A 19,115-nucleotide genomic window follows, 5' to 3' on the forward strand; every position below is an offset into this window, starting at 1 on the left:
CACCCCCCACGGTCACCCCCCACACGCCACCGCGCGGCCCCCGCCTCCCCTATGGAGTGCGAGGACCGCGCGGTGTGCCGTAGTAGGGCGCCCGACATCTGACGCCCGGCGCCCGTAAGGCGCCCGCACGTTCTCGTCAGGTCCAGAGCACCGCGATGAATATGTTGGCCACGGTCAGTCCGCCGACCGCGCCGAAGAGCGCCTTGTCGACGGTCTCCTCGTCCCGCTTGACGTAGACCAGCGCCAGGATCACCACCAGGACGGCCATCTTGATGCCGAGCTTGATGTTGTTGAGCGGGTGGTCCTGGGCCTGGTTGAGGCCGACCAGCACGACGCCGGTGACCAGCATCGTCAGCGCACCGTGCAGCATGGCCGGCACAAAGCGGGCGGTGCCCGCGCTCATCGCCTTCATCTGCGTCAGAAAGCCGCCCAGCAGGGAGGCGATACCGATGATGTGCAGGCCGACGAAGATATTGGTTACTACGTCCATAGTGCTGGATCGTAGCCCCCGTATAGCACGGCCCTTCGGGCAGGGCACCCCCTATCGCCGCTTCGGTCAGGCCAGACCTGTCCCGGCCGTATGGCCATGGCGCCGCGGTCACCCGCGCACCCGCCGCGGTCGAAAGCGAACAATGCCGGGCAAGCACACTCACTGCCGCAACAACCGGGCTTAGCGTCCTCCTCCAGGCGGCCGACTCCCCGCCTCGCCGGGCTCCCACCGGCGTTTCGTCGGCCGCCCCGCCGAGAGGTGCGGCGGCGGTCCGTTGCCCCCCGTGACGGACCGCCGCCGGGCCCGCGGCTCGAAGGGAAGGAAGTGACGGCCACCGTGGCCTCGCACCGCAAGCCCCGGCAGCATCCGCTCGCCGCGCTCACCGGCGGCTCGCGCAGCGCGCGCACCGCCCGTACGGCCGCCACCCTGGCGCTGGCCGGCGCCGCCACCGCCACCGGCCTCGACGGCACCGCCCAGGCCGCACCCCGGCCCACCCCCGCCCAGGTCAAGGACCGGGTCGACGCGCTGTACCAGGAGGCAGAGGTGGCCACGCAGAACTACAACGGTGCGAAGGAATCCGCCGACACCGCACGCGAGGAGCTGAGCCGGCTGCAGGACGAGGCCGCCCGCAGGACCCGCAAGCTGAACGCCGCCCGCACCGAACTCGGCACCCTGGCCGCGCGCCAGTACCGCTCCGGCGGCATCGACCCGGCCGTCCAGCTGTTGCTGTCCGCGGACCCGCAGCGCTATCTGGACGGGGCCGCGGTGCTGGAGCGTACGGGCAGCCATCAGGCGACCGCGGTGGCCGGTTACGCCCGCCGGCTCGGCAGCGTCCGGCAGGTCCGGGAGCGGGCCGAGGACACCGTGCAGCGGCTGGCGGACACCGAGACCCGGCTGAAGAAGCACCGGCTCACCGTCGTGCACAAGCTGGACGCCGCCGAGCAGTTGCTGTCCCGGCTGACCGCGGAGCAGCGGCGGCGGATGACGGCCCGGGACGGCGGACGGAGCGGGCCGGGTCGGGGGCGTACGGAGGGCCGTACGGAGCGGGGGGCGAGGCGTGGGGACGGGGGCGTCGGCGGGGCGCTCGGCGGGATGCCTGGCGGAGCGTACGGCGGCCCGGCAGCCACCGCGGCGCAGGCGCCCAACCCGCGTGCCGCACGCGCCGTTTCCTTCGCCTACAGCGCGCTCGGCAAGCCGTACGTCTGGGGCGCGACCGGCCCCTCCGGCTACGACTGCTCAGGGCTGACCCAGGCCGCCTGGAAGGCCGGCGGGGTCGCCCTGCCCCGTACGACGTACACCCAGATCAGCTCGGGACCGCGGGTCGCCAGGTCCCAACTCGCCCCTGGTGACCTGGTGTTCTTCTACTCGGGCATCAGCCATGTGGGGCTCTACATCGGGGACGGCCAGATGATCCACGCACCGCATCCGGGGGCGCCGGTACGGATCGCACCGATCGACCAGATGCCGTTCGCGGCGGCCACCCGGCCGGCTTAGGGGACAGGGGGCCTGCCCTCGGGGAGCGGGCGCCGCGGGACGGCCTGACTGGCGCCTCCCGAAGGGAACTTGGCGGCTCCTGTGCTCACGCCCTCAGCTGGGTCCCCAGCCAGCGGAAGACCTGCGGCACCTGGTGCTCCCAGACCGCCGTGGTGTGGCCGCCCGCGTTCGCCGGGATCAGCCGCACGTCGACCGTCGTCGGATACTGCGCGTACTGCCGCAGGGCGAGGCCCGCCTGGTAGCCGTCGCCCGCCGCGCCGGACACATACAGCGCGGTACGCGGCGGCTTGCCGGCCGCGTTGGCCGACTTCAGGATGTTCAGCGGGTTGGACCGGGTGCGCAGCTTGGGGTCCTTGCCGGCCAGCGAGTCGCGCTCCAGCGCGGGGTCGTTGTAGCCGGACATGGCGACCGCGGCACGGTAGCGGTCGGGGTGGGCCAGGGCGAGCTTGGTGGCGCAGTGCGCACCGGCCGAATACCCGGCCAGGGCCCAGGAGTCCGGCTTGTCGCCGGCCCGGAAGTTGTCAATGATCATCTTGCGGACGTCGACGGTCAGCCAGCTGTCGGCGTTGACCTTCCCGGGGAGGTTGACGCACCCGGTGTCCGCGCCGGGGAGCAGATTGGTCCGGGGCGCCACCAGGATGGCCGGCTTGACCGCACCGCGCTGCATCAGCGGCATCAGCTGCTCGGCCGCGTGCAGCGAGCCCATCCAGGACTTCGCGGAGCCCGGGTAGCCGGCCAGCAGCTCGACCACCGGGAACTTCTGGTTCCGGTAGGCCGGGTCGTTGTACTGCGGCGGCAGCCAGACGTAGACCTCGCCCCGCACCCCCGAGATCCGGCCCTGGAGGTCGGTCATCTGGACACCGGCCCCCACCCGGGGGTCGTCGGCCGGGCGGAACTGCTGGAGCTGCTTGGGCTCGTTCTTGACCTGCCGGCCGCCCATACCGTCGGGGCCGAGGTCCCGGGCCTCCGTCACATGGGTGTCGGTGCCGAGCAGCTCGCCCCAGGTGTCATAGAGGGTATTGGCGTTGTTGACCATGACGAAGACCACGGTGATCGCCGTGACCTGGGCGAACAGCAGCATCAGCAGCCGGCCGAGGCCGCGCACCAGGGGCGGCCCGGCTATTCGGCCCCAGAGGGCGAACGGCAGCACCACGGCGACGATCAACAGCGCGATCGAGGTGAGGAAGAAGGGCGTGCCCGTCAGGCTCATCGAGATCTCGTTTCCAGGACAAACTACGCGAAGGACGTGGGATGGTTCCGGCCCCGCCTTCGGCAGTGAGCCTCTCCTCGCCCTTAGATGGTGATCCGCGGGGTCCCGGTTGCCCTTCTTGGGTGCGTTGTTACCCACTCATCATGAAGCTGTGGGTGCGCCCGCCCCGTGCCGGTTCCACAGCTCAGACCAGCCGCCGGGCCGCGGCCCACCGGGTCAGCTCATGGCGGTTGGAGAGCTGGAGCTTGCGCAGCACCGCGGAGACATGGGATTCGACCGTCTTCACGGAGATGAACAGCTGCTTGGCGATCTCCTTGTAGGCATAGCCACGGGCGATCAGCCGCAGCACCTCCCGCTCGCGCTGGGTGAGGCGGTCGAGGTCCTCGTCGATCGGCGGGGCGTCCGACGAGGCGAAGGCGTCCAGGACGAAACCGGCCAGCCGCGGGGAGAAGACCGCATCGCCGTCGGCCACCCGGAAGATCGCGTCGACCAGGTCCGTGCCCGTGATCGTCTTGGTGACGTAGCCGCGGGCGCCGCCCCGGATGACGCCGATGACGTCCTCGGCCGCGTCGGAGACGGAGAGCGCCAGGAAGCGGACCGGGCGCTCGGCGTCGGTCATCATCGCGGCGCAGCGGCGCAGCACCTCGACGCCGCCGCCCCCGGGGAGGTGGACGTCCAGGAGGACGACCTCGGGGCGGGTGGCCGTGATGATCGTGAGCGCCTGGTCGACGTCGGCGGCCTCGCCGACGACCTCGACGCCGGTGCGCCCGGTCTCGCCGATCTCGGCCTGGACACCCGTACGGAACATCCGGTGATCGTCGACCAGCACGACCCGTACGGTCCGGCCCTCGGCCGCCTCGCCGCCGGTCTCGCCCTGCTCTGCGCCGTCCCGCTGTGCGCCGTCGCTGCTCATCTCTTCCGCCCGTCCCTCGATGTCTGCCCGGCCATCATCCCGTGCCCCGGCGCGCACTGTCCCTTGCGGCCGCCCCTCGCCCGGCCCGGTCATATCTCGCCCTCCGGCGCCGCGCGCTCGATTTCCAGCTCGACGACCGTGCCGCCCTCCGGGGCGGAACGCAGCCGGGCGGTGCCGCCGTGGCGCTCCATACGGCCGATGATGGACTCCCGTACGCCCATCCGGTCCTCAGGGACCGCGTCCAGGTCGAATCCGGGGCCGCGGTCGCGCACCGAGACGAAGACCGTACGGCCCTCCACCTCGGCGAACACCTGCACCGCGCCGCCCTCGCCGCCGTATTTCGCGGCATTGACCATCGCCTCGCGGGCGGCCTGCATCTGGGCGCCCAGCGGCTCGTCCAGCGGGCAGTCGCCGACGACCACGACCTCGATGGGGACCCCGTGGTCGTCCTCCACCTCGGCGGCGGCCTTGCGGACCGCCTCGGCCAGGGTGGCCGGCTCCTCGTCCTCCTCCTTGCCGCGGCCCTCGGGCTTGTAGAGCCAGGCGCGCAGCTCCCGCTCCTGGGCGCGGGCCAGCCGCGCCACCTCCCGGGGGTGGTCGGCATTGCGCTGGATCAGGGTGAGGGTGTGCAGCACCGAGTCATGGACATGGGCGGCCACTTCGGCGCGTTCCTGGGCGCGGATGCGCATCAGCCGCTCCTCGGAGAGGTCCTGCGTCATCCGCACGAGATAGGGGCCCGCCAGCAGCGCTATGCCGACGACGACGGCGAGCGCGGCTTGCAGCACCGAACCGAGATGGCGCACCGATCCCTGGAGCACGACGATGCCGGTCACCCCGACGCCGACCAGCAGCACACCGGCCGCGCCGCGCACCATCGGCAGCAGGGCCTTGCGGCGGCCGAGCTCCAGCCACTGGGCGCGGCGGGAGTTGTCCGCCTGCCGCCACACCAGGGCGACACCGGCGCCGATCAGCAGCACCGGCCAGAGATAGCCGTCGGCCTGGCCCAGCTGGAAGCGGGAGGCGACGATCGAGGCCCCGATGAGCAGCGCGATCAGCGCGAAGACCTGGCCCTTGTCGGGCCGGTGGCGCAGCAGGCGGCGCCTGGCGTCCGCCGGGGCGGGCTGCCGGTGCTCCACACCGCCGACGCCCAGCGGGACGAAGAACCAGAACGCGGCATAGAGCAGGGCGCCCATCCCGTCGGCCATGAACAGGGCCAGGAACACGATCCGCACCCAGGAGACCGGCAGCCCGAGATGGCCCGCGAGCCCCCGCGCGACACCACCGAGCAGCCGCCCGTCGGCGCTGCGGTAGAGCTTGCGCACAGGCGGGTCGTCAGGGTCCGGCGCCGGGGCGTAACTCGTCTCGGCGCGGGGTGGCGCGGTGGTCATGTGCCCGATCGTCACACGGCACCCGGCCCGGTGGCATCAGGGTCGTCCCTGAGGCCGTCCCTGATGTTTCCGCGGCTCAGGCCTTCGGGTCGGTCCGGCGGAAGCCGTTCGTCACCACCGAGAAGACCTTCCCGAACGGCGCCCAGTTGGCATCCGGCGCGGACACGTAGATGGCGTAGTCCGTGCCGCCCGCGCGGCCGAAACCGAGATCTGCCGCCCGGAACTTACGGGCCTCGCCCCCGAAGGTGTACTCCCAGATCGCGGCGGGTTCGCCCTGGTAGACGGTGCCCTGCAAGCGCAGCTGGTGGTAAGGCGGGTTATCCACCTTCTGGCGGGCCTCAAGGCCCTTGAAGTGGTTCACCGCGTCGCCGGAGGAGAGGTCCAGGACGCTGACGGTCACTCTGGCCAGGTCCTTTTGCGAGAAGTAGGTGATCATCCGGCCGCCGTCCTCGACCTTCCGGATCCAGCCATCGGGCACCGGGAAGTTCACGCCGAGCTCGGACTCCTTCACATTCCGGTAGCCGTCGGGGAGCGGAGGTGGCGGTCCGATGGTGTTGTCCGGTTTACGGGGAACCCGCGGTGCGCCCTTGTCGGAGGCGTTCGGGGTCGCTTCGGAGTCCGCACGGTCCTTCAGGTACCAAGCCGTGCCCGCACCGCCCCCGGCGAACAGCACCCCGACGATGCTCCAGACCACGACCAGGGCGGCACGCCGCTTACGGGGTGGCTTGCCGCCGGACAGCCCCTCTGTACGGTCCACGCCGGCCCGGCTGCCGACCACCCCGTCCGGAAGAGCCATGGGGCCGGTCACGGCGCTGCCGCCGACGTCCGTACCCGAGTCGATGGCCGTGCCCCTGCCTGTGACCGTGCCCGAGCCGATGGCCGCGCCTGGGGCCGTGCCCGAGCCCGTGGCCGCACGCGTCCCGGTTCCTGTCCCGGTGCCCGTTCCCGTCCCGGTGCGGTCCGACGTGGCTCCCGTCCCGCCCGTCTGCGGCACCGGACCGGTCGGAGACTCCGTCTGCTCGCCTGGCGTGGCCGGTTCGGCCGCACCGCGTCCGCGCGTCCCCAGCGTCATCGTCGACCAGCCCAGCAGCTCCGTGTCCGCCTCGGCCTCGGCCGCGCGCAGCGCCTGTTCGACGACCTCGGCGGTCGGGCGGCCGGTGGGCTCCTTGGCGAGCAGCGCCTCGATCAGCGGGCCCAGCGAACCGGCGTTGCGCGGCGCCTCCAGCGGGTCCATGGCGATCGCGTACGCGGTCTCGACGGCGGTGTTCTTCCGGAACGGGGGCCGTCCCTCGACCGCTTGATAGAGCGTCGCACCCAGCGCCCACAGGTCGGAGGCGGGCCCCGGCTTGCCGCTTCTGACCCGCTCGGGCGCCAAGTAGTCGATGGAGCCCACCAGCTCGCCCGTCTTGGTGAGCGTGGAGGTACCACTGGCGACCGCGATACCGAAGTCGGTGAGCACGACCCGGCCGTCCTCACCGAGCAGCACATTGCCCGGCTTGACGTCACGGTGCAGCACACCGGCGGAGTGCGCGGCACGCAGCGCCGCCACCATGCCGCGTCCGATACGGGCGGCCTCGCGCGGTGTGACCGAACTGTCCTGCCGCGCGGCCTCCTTGATGGCGTCGCCGAGCGTCGTGGAAGGGACGTACTCCATGACGATGCACGGCATCCCGCCGTCGTCCACGACATCGTGGACGCTCACCACATTGGGGTGGTTGATGCGCGCGGCCGCCTGCGCCTCACGGGTCGTACGCTCGTAACGCGTGGCCAGTTCGTCCTCGTCGAGCTGCGGCGAGACGTGCAGACGCTTGACCGCGACCTGGCGGCCGAGGAGTTCGTCCCGGGCACGCCAGACGGTGCCCATACCGCCCTGGCCTATCCGCTCGACCAGGCGATACCGCCCGGCGACCAGTCGCCCCTCGTCCACCGACGCCGCCTCCGTCACCGCACGCCCCTCCGGAAACCCGTACGTATCCAGGACGCAACGATAGTCGCCGATGCGCTCGGACAGCCCTCCGGCCACCACCCCTCCACATCCGCGCCCCCGGCCCGGCACCGCCACAAGGGCATATGCGAACGCACGAGTGATTTCGGCACCCCCCTGGGGCATCTCAGGGTCGCCATCAGCAGATCTCAGGGATCCGCCAGGGTTTCCACGGATGCCGCGGCGCGGCCGCCCTTGTCACCATGGCCTCATGAACGATGCAGCCCACGTCGAGGAGTCGGCGCCCGCCGACCCCACCGGCTCCGCCCCGTCGCATCCGCCGCTGCGCCGCAGCCGGCGGCAGAAGGTGATCGGCGGAGTCTGCGGCGGGCTGGGCCGGCAGTGGGATCTCGACCCGGTGATCTTCCGGGTCGTGCTCGCCGTGCTCTCCGTCGGCGGCCTCGGCCTGATCGCCTATGGCTTCGCCTGGCTGCTCATCCCCCTCGACGGCGAGGACGAGAACGAGGGCCGCAGGCTGCTCTCCGGCCGTGTCGAGGGCTCCGCACTGACGGCCCTGCTCTTCGCACTGGTCGGCTGCGGACTGTTCCTGACGACCCTTGCCAAGGGCAGCCTGATGTCCTTCGCCATCATGCTGACGCTGGCGGTGGCCGGTTCCGCCTATTGGTCGCGTCGGCGCAGGCTGGTGGAGGCCGAGGGCCCGCAGGCGATGGACCCCGCCACGGCCCAGGCGGTGGCCGACGCCCCGCCCGAGACCATGGCGCCCCCGGTGCCCACCAGCCCCTCCTGGTGGCGCGCCCAGCGTTCCGGGGAGGCAGCGGGTCCGGGCTATCTGTGGGGGCCCGACAACACCCCGCTCCCCCTCGACCTCAGCTACCGGGGCGAGCACGGCGCAGCCACGGCCTCGGCCCCGTACCGACACGACGGCTGGTCCGACACGGGCCGAGCACCGGTGCCCCCGAGCGGTGCGCCGCCGGCCGGCACCCCGCGCCCAAACCGCCGCAGCGGACGCCCGATCGGCGGCTGGACGTTCCTCCTCGCGCTGCTCGCCGGTTGCGGCACCGCACTCGCCGTCTCCCGCCACGACACCCTGGTGCCGTCCCTCCAGGCGGGCCTGGCGTGCGCGCTGGTCGTCTTCGGTCTCGGGCTGGTGCTCAGCGCCTGGTATGGACGGACGGGCGGCGGCACGGTCTTCATGGTGGTGCTGACGGCCCTGCTGCTGGCCGGCTCGACGACGCTTCCCGACAACCTCACCGCCCACTGGCAGAAACACACCTGGGCCCCCACCACCCTCGACGCCGTCCGGTCGCACTACGAGCTCGGCTCAGGCGAGGGGGAGTTGGACCTCACCGGCCTGCCCCTCAAGGCGGGCCACATGGTCCGGACCGGCGCGGAAGTAGGCGCCGGCCGCCTTCAAGTGACGCTGCCACACGGTGTCACCGCCCGCCTCCATGTCTCACTCGGCGTCGGCGATATCCAGCTGCCCGGCGAATCGCCCCACGACGTGGACCTCATGGCGGGACAGCGGACGGTCGACCTCCCCGCCGACGGCCTCAAGAAGGGCGAGAAGCCACACGGCTCGGTGGAACTGAACCTCGAACTCGGCGCCGGCCAGGTCGCCGTCGAACGCGCCACACCGTCCCCCACCCCACCGACCGCCCCAACCCCCCAGGGAGCCCCCCGGTGAAGCGCCACCCCTTCGAACCGGCCCGCCTGATCATGGGCCTCATCGCCCTCACCCTCGGCACGTCCTACGGCCTCGACACCCTCGGCCTCTGGCACGCCCCCACCCCCTGGCTCCTCCTCACCCTCGCTACCGGCCTCCTTCTCTCCGCCATCACCGCCTTCTGGCCGACACCCCGCCGCCAGCACCCCGACATACCGTCCACGACGGACTCCTGACGCCCGTCTGCACGGACTCCTGAAGCCCGTCTGCGCGGCAGGTCGCGGCGCCCCGCCGCGAACGGGTCCGGCGAAAGGGTCCGGCGAACGGCCTCACCACCGCCCTGCCACCGTCCTCACAACCGCGCACCCGACGCGTGTCGTTGGCCCTTCATCAGGCCGGATCAGCCCCGTTCGAGGACATGGCCGCACGCAGGACCGAGGGGTAGGGAGCATTCATCGCAAGATGGCCGAGGGAAAGCCCGGCGACTAGGCCGGTGAGGCCGGTCGCCCAGCGCCAGATGCCCGTGATGTCGAAGGTCAGCAGCGCGGCGCAGCCGATGAGCACTGCGGCGTTCACCAGCGCGGACGGTGGCACGTACAGCAGCCAGGCGGAGTGCGGGTCCCAGAGCCGCAGAGCGCGCGGCTCGCCGTTCCCCACGGCGGCCTTTTCGACGGGGACGCCCTCGGTGGCCATCATCTGCGCGTCGTCGGCCTTGAGCATCCCGTGCATCGCCCACCCGTCGTCGGACACCAGCGCCGCCGGTGTAGCGCCCCCGGAGAACCGCCCGCCCTCGGCGCCGCGCCGGGCGTCCCAGCACAGCCACAGATGCTGCCCCTTAAGGGAATCGGGGACGTGCTCCGCTGTGACACCGGCCAGGAAATGCGCGGTGCGGGAGGACGCGGTGACAACTTTCAGGCAGTGCTCTTTAGCGGAGTCCCGCCGCCAGAGATCGGGCCCCAGGCATGTCCCGCGTACGGCCATATCGGCATGCCCCAGCCGGGAGAAGGAACGGAATCCATGGCGCAGGGAAATACCGATCACGGAGAGGACGATTCCGGCGGCCCAGGCGATGCCGACGATCCAGACGCGACCGGTCCCCATCGTGGCGCCCTCCAGTGCCTCGCCGAGACTGCGCTGGTCCCCCGCGAGGGCGCCCAGGCCGGGGCGCGTCGGGGCGTAAAGGACCGAGACCTTGCCCCCCGTGTGCGGACGGTCGGGCGTGACCGGGTGGACGGTTGCCGTCGCGGGCTCCCTACCCGCCCCTGGGGCAAGCCGGACGACCGCCGTGGAGGTGTAGTAGTCCTGCCCCTTGCTCGGATCGTGCAGCCGGACGTTGCTGACCTTCACGATCGGTACGGCCGCGAACTCGGCCCCGGCGTCGGCGATCCGCTGCATACGTTCCGGTCTCTGGGGCGCCCCTATGACCAGGGCGAAAAGGGTCACCAGCACCGTGCAGACCCCTAGGTACCAGGCGAGGGAACGCCCCTGCATGCCCCGACGCGAGGGCAGCACCCGGGGCGGCCCGTCCGTTTCCGCGATGCCAGGTCCGCCCGCCTCCGTTGCCCCCGAGAACTCGGCGACGGAGATCGCGGCATACGGACGCCGTCCCCCTGCCGCCCGTTGGAACGCGGCGATGCCGCCGACGCAGACCAGTGCGCACCCCAGCGCGACGAGAATCGCCGTCCGGCGCTGCTCCGGGTCCGAGCAGAAGAGCCACAGCGGCAAGACGGCGGCGACGGCCGCCAACCCCAGTGCGCCGAACCACGCTCCGGCCCGGCGCGGGGCCGCGCCCACCCGTGGAAGGGCAGGCGCGGCCCCGGTTGCGGCCTGGTCAGCCGAAGACACCTCGTACCTCATCGGTTGTGCTCTCGTTCCGGGGCAATCCCGTCGATCACGCGCCGGGCTCCCCGCCACCCGCCACCCGCCCCCGCATCAACGCCCCCGAGGCACCGTATTCGCATAGCCAACCGGACAAGTCCTAGCCGAACAACTGCGCCCCATGCCGCTTGCGGCGGTGGGACAGGGCGGCGTCCAGGGAGAACCTCGGTGTGCCGGCCAGCAGGAGCGGGATCCAGGCCATCAGGTAGGCGAGGTCGTTGCCGTAGTAGTAGGGCGTGGTCGCCCAGCTCACGGTGAGCCACAGCGTCAGCGAGATCAGGGCACCGCCGAGCGCCGCCAAGCGTCCCAGCAGCCCCACCAGAGTCCCTAGCCCCACCGCCAGTTCGCCGGCCGCGATGGCGTAGCCGAAGCCCACTGGACTCTTCTGTGCGATCTCCACGAGCTGCGGCAGCGCCGCCGCGTCATGGACCTGGCGCAGCATCTCGCCGAGCGAACCCGCGCCACCGGCCGCCAGAAACGCCGGATCCGTCAGCTTGTCGATGCCCGCATAGAGGAAGGTGGCCCCCAGAAAGAGCCGCAGAGGGAGCAGCGCATGGCGCGCCAGCTGCGCCCGCAGCCCGACGCCGGCCCCCTCGACGGCCGCCCCTCCCAACTCGGCACCGATCGTACGATTCGCGTGCACCATGACGTCCGCCTCTCCGTTGCCACCGGGCGGAGACGATTGTGCCCGCGCCCGCGCCTCCTGGGGAGATACGTACGCGCGTGGGCGAGAGGTTCACCGGACCGACGCGCTTCGGGCGACTACAGCACACAGAATCGTCACCGGACCCGACCCTGGCCCGTCGGACCCGATCCCGATCCGCAGCCCCCCTGGAGCTCAGTCCACGACGTCGACCGGATAGCCGGCCGTCTCCACCCCCGCCGCCGTGACCACCCGGACCTCCACCCGGCCGGGCTCGACATCGACCGGCACCGGGACCGTCAGCACCCCGTCCGTCGGATTGGCGAAGCCGCCGGCCACCGGGACCAGCGGGACGGGGACATGGACGTCGCCGATACGTACGACGGTCCGGGCGAGCCGGTCGGGGGTCCCGGCACCCGGCGGGACGAAGCCGGTGCCACGGATCTCGATGTCATCGCCGGTACGGACCGGCGCGGCGAGATCGCCCAGCTCACGGGAGCGGACGACCGAGAGGATCACCGGACGGCCGCCCGTCACCGCCTTGCCCGCCAGGTACGTCGCCCCGGAGAGCGCCAGGAGAACCACCAGCCCCCAGGGCAGCTCCGGCAATAGGGCCGGCCACTCTGCCAGCCGTACCAGCGCACACACCAAGACGGCCGCATTCACCAGCACGTACTGCACGTCCAGGAGGCTGCCCCGCCCCGCGTCGTCCGCCAGCAGATCGGCGGCCCGCGGCCGCTCCGCGGGAACCTTCTGCAGCCGCCCGGACCGCACCCGCGAGGCAACCAGCCCGTAGGCCAGCACGGCCACCGCGCACCCAAGGGCGAGCGCCACCAGGAGGGCGCCGGACCGTTCGAGCGCCAGTCCCTGGAGCGGCATGTGCGGCTCGCCCGGGGCCGCCGTCACCTGCTGTACGGCCACCATCAGGACCGCGTACAGCACCGCGGTCACCCAGCCCGCCGCCACCGTCCGCGAGGTGGACAGCCGCCCGTCCTCACCGATCAGCGGCGCCAGCGCCCCGCCGTGCGCCCGGTGCCGCCAGGCCGCCGCCGACAGCCCCAGCGCCAGTACGACGGCCGCGAGCAGCCCCGCCGTACGGGACGCTGTCCAGCCCGTGCCGAGGGCGGTCAGCGCCTGCCCGACCAGCAGCGCCACCGCCGCGCCCCAGACGGCGAGCAGGGTGCGCCCCCGTAGGGCCGTCAGCCAGGCGGACTTCCCTGCGGCCCGGCGCCGGGCGACCTCCCGTGCGGACAGCGTCAGTTCATCGGAGACCCACTGCCGGGCCGCACCGGCGGAACGGGCGAGTCCGGCCGGCACCCCGCGACCGGCGGCGAAGTCCTCGCGGAGCGCGACAAACGCGGCAACCGCCTGCCGGTGCCCCACACGGGCGCCATGCGGGCACCGTCCGCACCGGCACTCGCCGCCGCCGTCCGCGCGCTCCGCACCATCCCCCGGTCCGCCCGTTCCGGCCATCCTGCCCGCCGCATCCACCGACACGTCCGCTACCGCCCGCCACCCATGATCATCAACTTGACCTGTCCGAAAGGGAATTCTGCCGCACCCCGCCGCGCGGACTTCAAACGTCCAGTTGGCGGCGGGTGGGGGATGCGGCGATGTGTTGACGGGCGTCGGCAGCCCGTCGGCGGCCCGGCGGCATACGGGCCGCGTCCGCCCCGACGACAGCCCCCGCCCCCACCCCGCGATTCGCACGCCCCGTACACCCGACCGGCCCGCCGACCACGTAAGGGGGACGCTTCCCCTATTTGGGGGAACCGGGCCATGGCGAAGGCTGAGCGGTGGGTGCGCGGCGCAAGCTCTCGCCGTGCGTCAAATACATGGATTTCACGGATCGCACAGCCGCGATGACCTGGAGGGAACGCTGGAGAGAAGGCCAGAGAGAACGCAGGGGAGAACGCAGGAAGGATGGAATGCGCCCAGGAGAAGACCGGGCGGATCACGTCCCGGTGGTTCCGGGCTGTGGGCCGCCGCCGCATTCCTTCTGCTGACGGGGGTCGCCGCGCTGCTTGTCGTCGCGCCCACGGCCGCCGCTCTTGACCGGTCCAACCGCCCGGCCGACGGCGACAATTGCGCCTTTGCCGGAACGTCGCCACCGGTCGACGTACCGACCGGCTTCCCCATGCCACGCGGCTGGCACTTCCCCTGCAGCGGGGCCAAACCCCCACCGGCGCCCTCCCACCGCCCGGCACCGCACCCCCACGTCCCCAAGCCCGCACCACCACCGCCCCGCATCCACACACCCGGGCCGCCACCATCACCGCCGCCACCGCCCCCTCCGAGCGCCCGTCCGACGCCACCGCCACCACCCGAACCGAAGCCAAAGCCGAAGCCAAGGCCGAAACCCAAGCCCACGCCCGTCCTCCGCCGCCTGGCCTCGCCACCCCCCGCCCTGCCCCGCAGCTACGCACGGCCGTCCCACCGGCCGCGCGCCGGGCGCTCGATGGTGACCACGACCTTGCTGATCACCGCCCCGGCCGTGCTGGCCGGCGCCGCCCTCCGTCCCCGTTCGAGCTCCTCGTCCGGTTCCGCCGGGCGCCGTTCCTCGTAGGAGGTCCCCATGTCCCAATGGCTGGTGCTGACCATCGCCATGGCCGCAGCCTGCGGCGTCGTCCTGACCATCACGGTGCTCAAGGAGCGCCGGATCGCCGAAGACGACGATCCATCCGAAACACCCGATGTGATCGAGTATCTGACGATGATGGTGGGGGTGGTGTACGCCATCGTGCTGGGGCTGGCCATCGCCGGTGTCTGGGAGGCCAGAAGCGCGGCCGAGGACACCGTACGGACCGAGGCGCAGGCGCTGCACGAGGTCAGTGCGCGGGCACGGGCCTACCCCGCGCCGGTGCGGGACCGTATCCGCTCGGACGTCGACGCCTATGTGTCCTACGTCGTGCACAAGGAATGGCCGGTCATGGCCGAGAAGGGGGAGTTGACCGGGCGCGGCACCGAGCTGCTGACGAAGGTCCGGGCGGATGTCACCGACTACCGCCCGCGCAACGACTTCGAGGGGCAGTCGTACCAGCCCCTCGTCGATCAGGTCGCGGTGGCTGATGGGGCCCGCACCGCCCGTGGGGACGCGGCCGATTCGACGCTGCCGGGGGTGGTGTGGTTCGGGCTGATCATCGGTGGCGCCATTTCGATCGGCGTCATGTTCACCCTGCAAATCCGGCGCTCGGGGCGGGAGTTGCTGATGGCCGGGCTCTTCAGCGCGCTGATCGCCTTCCTGCTGTTCCTCGTCTGGGACTTCGACGCACCCTTCAGCCGCGGCATCTCGGCAACAGCCGCGCCCTTCCTCGACCTGTTCCCCCATCCATGAGCCGACCCATGAGCCGACCCATGAGCTGGTCCATGAGCTGGTCCGTGAGGAAAAGGCCCTGCGGGATCTCCCTACGCCCCGCAGGGCGCCCGCCCCGTACGCCAGCCGCCCGACCGCCGACCATCGACCAGCGACCCCCCGGAGAGCATCACGCCCTAGTCGAAAAGATCCGGCTCACTCCGCACAATCTGCTGATACAGCGGCTGATAGTTGATCCAGGCGACCAGGTCATTACCCAGCTGCTCACGCGTATGGACGGCATTGTGGTGATCGATCAGCACCGGCTTCCCGGCGGCCTTGGCGGTCAGTTGGACCTGGCAGGAGCGCTCCATCGTGAGGAACCACCAGGCCGCCGCGTCCACCGAGTCGCCGACCGTCAGCAGGCCGTGGTTGCGCAGGATCACCGCCTTGTGGGGGCCGAGGGCGGTCGCGATCCGCCGCCCTTCCTCCTCGTCGACCACCACACCCGTGTAGTCGTCGAAGAGCGCATGGTCCTCGTAGAACGCACAGACGTCCTGGGTGATCGGCTCCAGCAGCTCGCCCAGCGAGGACAGCGCCCGGCCGTAGGTGGAGTGGCTGTGCGCGGCCGCGATGACGTCGGGGCGGGCCCGGTGGACCTGGGAATGGATGGCGAACGCCGCCTGGTTGACGTGGTAGCGGCCCTCGACGACCTTGCCCTCCGCGTTCACCAGGATCAGATCGCTGACCCTGAGGTGCCGGAACGACATCCCGAAGGGATTGACCCAGAAGCAGTGCGGGAACTCCGGGTCGCGAACGGTGATATGGCCCGCGACGCCCTCCTCGAAGCCATGGCGCCCGAAGAGCCGCAGCGCCGCGACCAGGCGTTCCTTGCGGTAGCGCCGCTCGCTCTCGACGGTTTCATGCCTCGGCGGCATCGCGAAGTGCAGCTGATCGGTGGGGATGGGGGTCGGCTCGGGCATCGCGGCTCTCCTCCTGGCACGTACGGCACTTGATGCTCGATGCGGAAGCTACCTGCCACTACCACAGGTAACCAGGGCCGCGACCGGAGCACCTCCGGCCGCCCGCATGACGAGGGCAGCAGAGCCTCAGCAGATCAGCAGAGGGGACACACCATGGTGAGGACGCGGCGCCGGGCTCCGTACGGAACGACAACGCCGCCGCTCGGCGGACCGAGCAGCGGCGTCATCGGGCGGCCGGCGCGATCACGCCGGGCCGGCGGGTGGGATCACTCCCACTCGATGGTGCCCGGGGGCTTGCTGGTGACATCGAGGACGACGCGGTTGACGTCGGCGACCTCGTTGGTGATGCGGGTGGAGATCCGGGCCAGGACCTCGTACGGCATCCGCGTCCAGTCCGCGGTCATGGCGTCCTCGGAGGACACCGGGCGCAGCACGATCGGGTGGCCGTACGTCCGGCCGTCGCCCTGGACGCCGACCGAGCGGACATCGGCGAGCAGGACCACCGGGCACTGCCAGATCTCGCGGTCCAGACCGGCCGCGGTGAGCTCCTCGCGGGCGATGGCGTCGGCCTCGCGCAGCAGGTCCAGGCGCTCCTTGGTGACCTCGCCGACGATCCGGATGCCCAGGCCGGGGCCGGGGAACGGCTGGCGGTGGACGATCTCGTCCGGCAGGCCGAGCTCCGAGCCGACCATCCGGACCTCGTCCTTGAACAGCTGGCGCAGCGGCTCGACGAGCTGGAACTCGATGTCGTCGGGGAGTCCGCCGACGTTGTGGTGCGACTTGATGTTGGCGGTGCCCGTGCCGCCGCCGGACTCGACGATGTCCGGGTAGAGCGTGCCCTGGACCAGGAAGGCGACTTCCTCGCCCTCGGCGCCGGCCTCGGCGACCAGCTCGGCCTGGGCCTGCTCGAAGACCCGGATGAACTCCCGGCCGATGATCTTCCGCTTCTGCTCGGGGTCGCTGATCCCGGCCAGCGCGGTCAGGAAGCGCTCCTCGGCGTCGACGACCTTCAGCTGGACGCCGGTGGCGGCCACGAAGTCCTTCTCGACCTGCTCGGACTCGCCCTTGCGCTGGAGCCCGTGGTCGACATAGACGCAGGTCAGCTGGTCGCCGATGGCCTTTTGCACGATGGCCGCGGCCACCGAGGAGTCCACGCCGCCGGACAGCGCGCAGATGGCGCGCTTGGTGCCGACCTGGGCGCGGATCGCGGCGACCTGCTCCTCGACCACGCTGGTGGTGGTCCAGCTGGGCTCGATGCCCGCACCGCGGTAGAGGAAGTGCTCCAGGACCTGCTGGCCGTGCGTGGAGTGCATGACCTCGGGGTGGTACTGGACGCCGTAGAGCTTCTTCTCGTCGTTCTCGAAGGCGGCGACCGGGACCACGTCCGTGGACGCGGTGACCGTGAAGCCCTCGGGGGCGGCGGAGCAGGCGTCCCCGTGCGACATCCACACCGACTGCTCGGTGGGGGTGCCCTCGAAGAGGGTGGAGCCGGGACGGGAGACGGTCAGCGGGGTACGGCCGTACTCACGGGCGCCGGTGTTGTCGACGGTGCCGCCGAGAGCGGTGGCCATGAGCTGGAAGCCGTAGCACATACCGAAGACCGGGACACCGGCCTCGAACAGCGAGCGGTCCAGGCTGGGGGCGTCTTCGGCGTAGACCGACGAGGGGCCGCCGGAGAGGATGATCGCCTTCGGGTTCTTGGCGAGCATCTCCGCCACCGGCATGGTGGACGGGACGATCTCGCTGTAGACCCGGGCCTCTCGGACCCGGCGGGCGATGAGCTGGGCGTACTGTGCGCCGAAGTCGACTACGAGGACGACGTCCGGGGCAGCGGCAGGGGGCGCTGATGGCACTTCGGCGGCCTTCCGGCGGTGTGGAGCAGGGGTTGGACTTTCGATTCTAACGGGCTCATACTTGGCCCCATGTACAAGCAGCTGAGCTTCGTCTTTACCTATGGCACCGGCCCGTCCGGCTGCCATGGTCGTGCTGCTTGATCCACTGACAAGCGAAACTTCCCAGGCGCCCCGGACCGGCAAGGTCCGGGGCGTCTGCGTCTGTCAGGACCGTTTACCGGCTCCGGGGCCACGGACCCCCAGGAGATACCGCCATGAGCACCACGACCGGCACCGCCCCCGACACCGGCGCCCGCTCCCCCGAGGCCGCCGGAGTCATCACCGACGCGCGGCAGCGGATCGACGATCTCGACGGCCGGATCATCGGCCTCGTCCAGGAACGGATGGCCGTCTCGGCCGTCATCCAGCACGAGCGCATCACCTCCGGCGGGCGGCGGGTGAACCTCGCCCGTGAGATGGAGATCTTCGCCCACTACCGGGACCAGCTCGGCAAGCCGGGCACCGCACTGGCGAAGACCCTGCTGGAGCTGTCCCGGGGCCAGATCTGAGGCCGCACGCATCAGCAGCGTGGCCAGTTTTCGCTGGTGTTCGGTCGGTTTCTGCGCTGGGCAGGGCGCGTGAAATAACGCACGCGCCCCGGCGCAGCTGCCGGATCTGAGTTCGGTTGCCGACTCACCCGTACGGCGCGTGACCGGCCGCCGCGAGGCTTCGTTGTTCCCGGTGCCACGCCAGCCAGGTGCGGCCCGCACGACTACGCGTAGACGCCGCCCATGGGCGGAAACCCGGAGCGATGAGACGCCGGCCGCCAGCCGCGGCCCGCGTCGTGGGACCTCACTCCGGTGCCGTGGCCGGTCAGCAGGGGACAGCAGCCCGGTCACATCCGATGGGGTGGTCGGTCCTGGGGACGCCCGGGACCGACCGCATCCGGTCGAAACGGTTGCGCCAGGTGAGGCGCATCCAGGACGATGCTTGACGTACGACGCACCGCGTTCGGCAGGGATCTCGCACTGCCCTTGGTCCGGCCGACGCGGGCTCCGCACCATCGCGCACCACCCCGAAAGCCAGCGGCGCTACCCCCCCCCCAGCGCCGCCCGTCGGTGCCGGCGCTGCCCTGACGCCGGCACCGAAAGCAAAGGGCCCCGTGGCCGTCCGCGAACCCCCCTCGCGGATGGTGTCCGGGGCCCTTCGCTGTGCCCGGCGTGCGCCCGGCGCACGCCTGCCGTCCAGCGAGTGCTGTGCGCCGGCTTTGTGGCGCCTGTGAGGTTGCTGTGACGGGTGTGATCGGCATCACGGCAGCGGTTCTGGTTGAGTGGACAACCTTTTTCGGCCATGTCTGGTCATGTACCTGCAATCGCACGGCCAT

Annotated in this window: 15 protein-coding genes and 1 pseudogene; 5 read left to right on the plus strand and 11 right to left on the minus strand. The window is 71.6% G+C overall.

Going from position 1 to position 19,115, the window contains the following annotated elements:
- Positions 1–136: 136 nt before the first annotated feature.
- On the minus strand, positions 137–490 hold the full coding sequence (locus tag STRTU_RS13550; RefSeq protein ID WP_159743772.1) for a hypothetical protein: 354 nt from the start codon (positions 488–490) through the stop codon (positions 137–139).
- Between the two features lie 324 nt (positions 491–814).
- On the opposite strand from STRTU_RS13550, the gene STRTU_RS13555 reads away from it, so the two are divergent.
- Complete coding sequence (locus STRTU_RS13555) at positions 815–1,984, plus strand: C40 family peptidase (RefSeq protein WP_159743773.1); 1,170 nt, start codon at positions 815–817, stop codon at positions 1,982–1,984.
- Positions 1,985–2,069: 85 nt separating this feature from the next.
- Here STRTU_RS13555 and STRTU_RS13560 read toward each other — a convergent pair whose 3' ends face one another.
- The 4 genes from STRTU_RS13560 to STRTU_RS13575 form a co-directional block, all read right to left on the minus strand.
- Positions 2,070–3,194, minus strand: coding sequence for an alpha/beta hydrolase (locus tag STRTU_RS13560; RefSeq protein WP_159743774.1), 1,125 nt, complete (start codon positions 3,192–3,194; stop codon positions 2,070–2,072).
- A gap of 184 nt (positions 3,195–3,378) precedes the next feature.
- Complete coding sequence (locus STRTU_RS13565) at positions 3,379–4,107, minus strand: LuxR C-terminal-related transcriptional regulator (protein WP_159743775.1); 729 nt, start codon at positions 4,105–4,107, stop codon at positions 3,379–3,381.
- 89 nt (positions 4,108–4,196) lie between these two features.
- Positions 4,197–5,495 carry an ATP-binding protein gene (locus tag STRTU_RS13570; protein ID WP_159743776.1) on the minus strand — a complete coding sequence of 433 codons (1,299 nt, stop codon included), beginning with the start codon at positions 5,493–5,495 and terminating at the stop codon, positions 4,197–4,199.
- Positions 5,496–5,571: 76 nt separating this feature from the next.
- On the minus strand, positions 5,572–7,440 hold the full coding sequence (locus tag STRTU_RS13575) for a serine/threonine-protein kinase (protein WP_159746910.1): 1,869 nt from the start codon (positions 7,438–7,440) through the stop codon (positions 5,572–5,574).
- Positions 7,441–7,690: 250 nt separating this feature from the next.
- Between STRTU_RS13575 and STRTU_RS13580 the strand changes: the two genes are divergently transcribed.
- Together STRTU_RS13580 and STRTU_RS13585 are read left to right on the plus strand one after the other, a co-directional pair.
- Positions 7,691–9,124 carry a PspC domain-containing protein gene (locus tag STRTU_RS13580; protein WP_159743777.1) on the plus strand — a complete coding sequence of 478 codons (1,434 nt, stop codon included), beginning with the start codon at positions 7,691–7,693 and terminating at the stop codon, positions 9,122–9,124.
- On the plus strand, positions 9,121–9,339 hold the full coding sequence (locus STRTU_RS13585) for a hypothetical protein (protein WP_159743778.1): 219 nt from the start codon (positions 9,121–9,123) through the stop codon (positions 9,337–9,339). The genes STRTU_RS13580 and STRTU_RS13585 overlap by 4 nt, the downstream gene beginning before the upstream one ends.
- Before the next feature lie 154 nt (positions 9,340–9,493).
- On the opposite strand, the gene STRTU_RS13590 is transcribed toward STRTU_RS13585, so the two are convergent.
- From STRTU_RS13590 to STRTU_RS13605, 4 genes are all read right to left on the minus strand, one after another.
- Positions 9,494–10,897 (minus strand): hypothetical protein, encoded by a 1,404-nt coding sequence (locus STRTU_RS13590; protein WP_269777356.1) that lies wholly within the window; start codon positions 10,895–10,897, stop codon positions 9,494–9,496.
- A gap of 184 nt (positions 10,898–11,081) precedes the next feature.
- Positions 11,082–11,627 (minus strand): TQO small subunit DoxD, encoded by a 546-nt coding sequence (locus STRTU_RS13595; RefSeq protein WP_159743780.1) that lies wholly within the window; start codon positions 11,625–11,627, stop codon positions 11,082–11,084.
- A gap of 192 nt (positions 11,628–11,819) precedes the next feature.
- Positions 11,820–13,097 carry a hypothetical protein gene (locus tag STRTU_RS13600; protein WP_159746911.1) on the minus strand — a complete coding sequence of 426 codons (1,278 nt, stop codon included), beginning with the start codon at positions 13,095–13,097 and terminating at the stop codon, positions 11,820–11,822.
- Between the two features lie 945 nt (positions 13,098–14,042).
- The gene (locus STRTU_RS13605; protein ID WP_269777357.1) at positions 14,043–14,201 is read right to left on the minus strand and encodes a hypothetical protein; all 159 of its coding nucleotides are present in this window, start codon (positions 14,199–14,201) and stop codon (positions 14,043–14,045) included.
- Here STRTU_RS13605 and STRTU_RS13610 point away from each other — a divergent pair.
- Positions 14,200–14,958 carry a bestrophin-like domain gene (locus STRTU_RS13610; protein ID WP_159743782.1) on the plus strand — a complete coding sequence of 253 codons (759 nt, stop codon included), beginning with the start codon at positions 14,200–14,202 and terminating at the stop codon, positions 14,956–14,958. The two genes, STRTU_RS13605 and STRTU_RS13610, sit on opposite strands and share 2 nt — an antisense overlap.
- 155 nt (positions 14,959–15,113) lie before the next feature.
- On the opposite strand, the pseudogene STRTU_RS13615 reads toward STRTU_RS13610, so the two are convergent.
- Together STRTU_RS13615 and guaA are read right to left on the minus strand one after the other, a co-directional pair.
- Positions 15,114–15,905 (minus strand): annotated as a pseudogene (locus STRTU_RS13615) (class II aldolase/adducin family protein); the annotation flags it as partial.
- A gap of 260 nt (positions 15,906–16,165) precedes the next feature.
- Positions 16,166–17,752: a glutamine-hydrolyzing GMP synthase gene (guaA, locus tag STRTU_RS13620; RefSeq protein ID WP_159743784.1), complete on the minus strand. Its 1,587-nt coding sequence runs from the start codon at positions 17,750–17,752 to the stop codon at positions 16,166–16,168.
- Positions 17,753–18,006: 254 nt separating this feature from the next.
- Here guaA and STRTU_RS13625 point away from each other — a divergent pair, with 254 nt between their 5' ends.
- Positions 18,007–18,300, plus strand: coding sequence for a chorismate mutase (locus STRTU_RS13625; protein ID WP_159743785.1), 294 nt, complete (start codon positions 18,007–18,009; stop codon positions 18,298–18,300).
- Positions 18,301–19,115 lie beyond the last annotated feature (815 nt).

Source organism: Streptomyces tubercidicus (genome assembly GCF_027497495.1).
Lineage (GTDB): Bacteria > Actinomycetota > Actinomycetes > Streptomycetales > Streptomycetaceae > Streptomyces > Streptomyces tubercidicus.

Excerpts from the sequence above, each read along its gene's own strand:
- STRTU_RS13550 (WP_159743772.1), bottom strand. The coding sequence starts at position 490 with ATGGACGTAGTAACCAATATCTTCGTCGGCCTGCACATCATCGGTATC.
- STRTU_RS13560 (WP_159743774.1), bottom strand. The coding sequence starts at position 3,194 with ATGAGCCTGACGGGCACGCCCTTCTTCCTCACCTCGATCGCGCTGTTG.
- STRTU_RS13565 (WP_159743775.1), bottom strand. The coding sequence starts at position 4,107 with ATGAGCAGCGACGGCGCACAGCGGGACGGCGCAGAGCAGGGCGAGACC.
- STRTU_RS13570 (WP_159743776.1), bottom strand. The coding sequence starts at position 5,495 with ATGACCACCGCGCCACCCCGCGCCGAGACGAGTTACGCCCCGGCGCCG.
- STRTU_RS13580 (WP_159743777.1), top strand. The coding sequence starts at position 7,691 with ATGAACGATGCAGCCCACGTCGAGGAGTCGGCGCCCGCCGACCCCACC.
- STRTU_RS13595 (WP_159743780.1), bottom strand. The coding sequence starts at position 11,627 with ATGGTGCACGCGAATCGTACGATCGGTGCCGAGTTGGGAGGGGCGGCC.
- STRTU_RS13600 (WP_159746911.1), bottom strand. The coding sequence starts at position 13,097 with ATGGCCGGAACGGGCGGACCGGGGGATGGTGCGGAGCGCGCGGACGGC.
- STRTU_RS13610 (WP_159743782.1), top strand. The coding sequence starts at position 14,200 with ATGTCCCAATGGCTGGTGCTGACCATCGCCATGGCCGCAGCCTGCGGC.
- STRTU_RS13605 (WP_269777357.1), bottom strand. The coding sequence starts at position 14,201 with ATGGGGACCTCCTACGAGGAACGGCGCCCGGCGGAACCGGACGAGGAG.
- STRTU_RS13625 (WP_159743785.1), top strand. The coding sequence starts at position 18,007 with ATGAGCACCACGACCGGCACCGCCCCCGACACCGGCGCCCGCTCCCCC.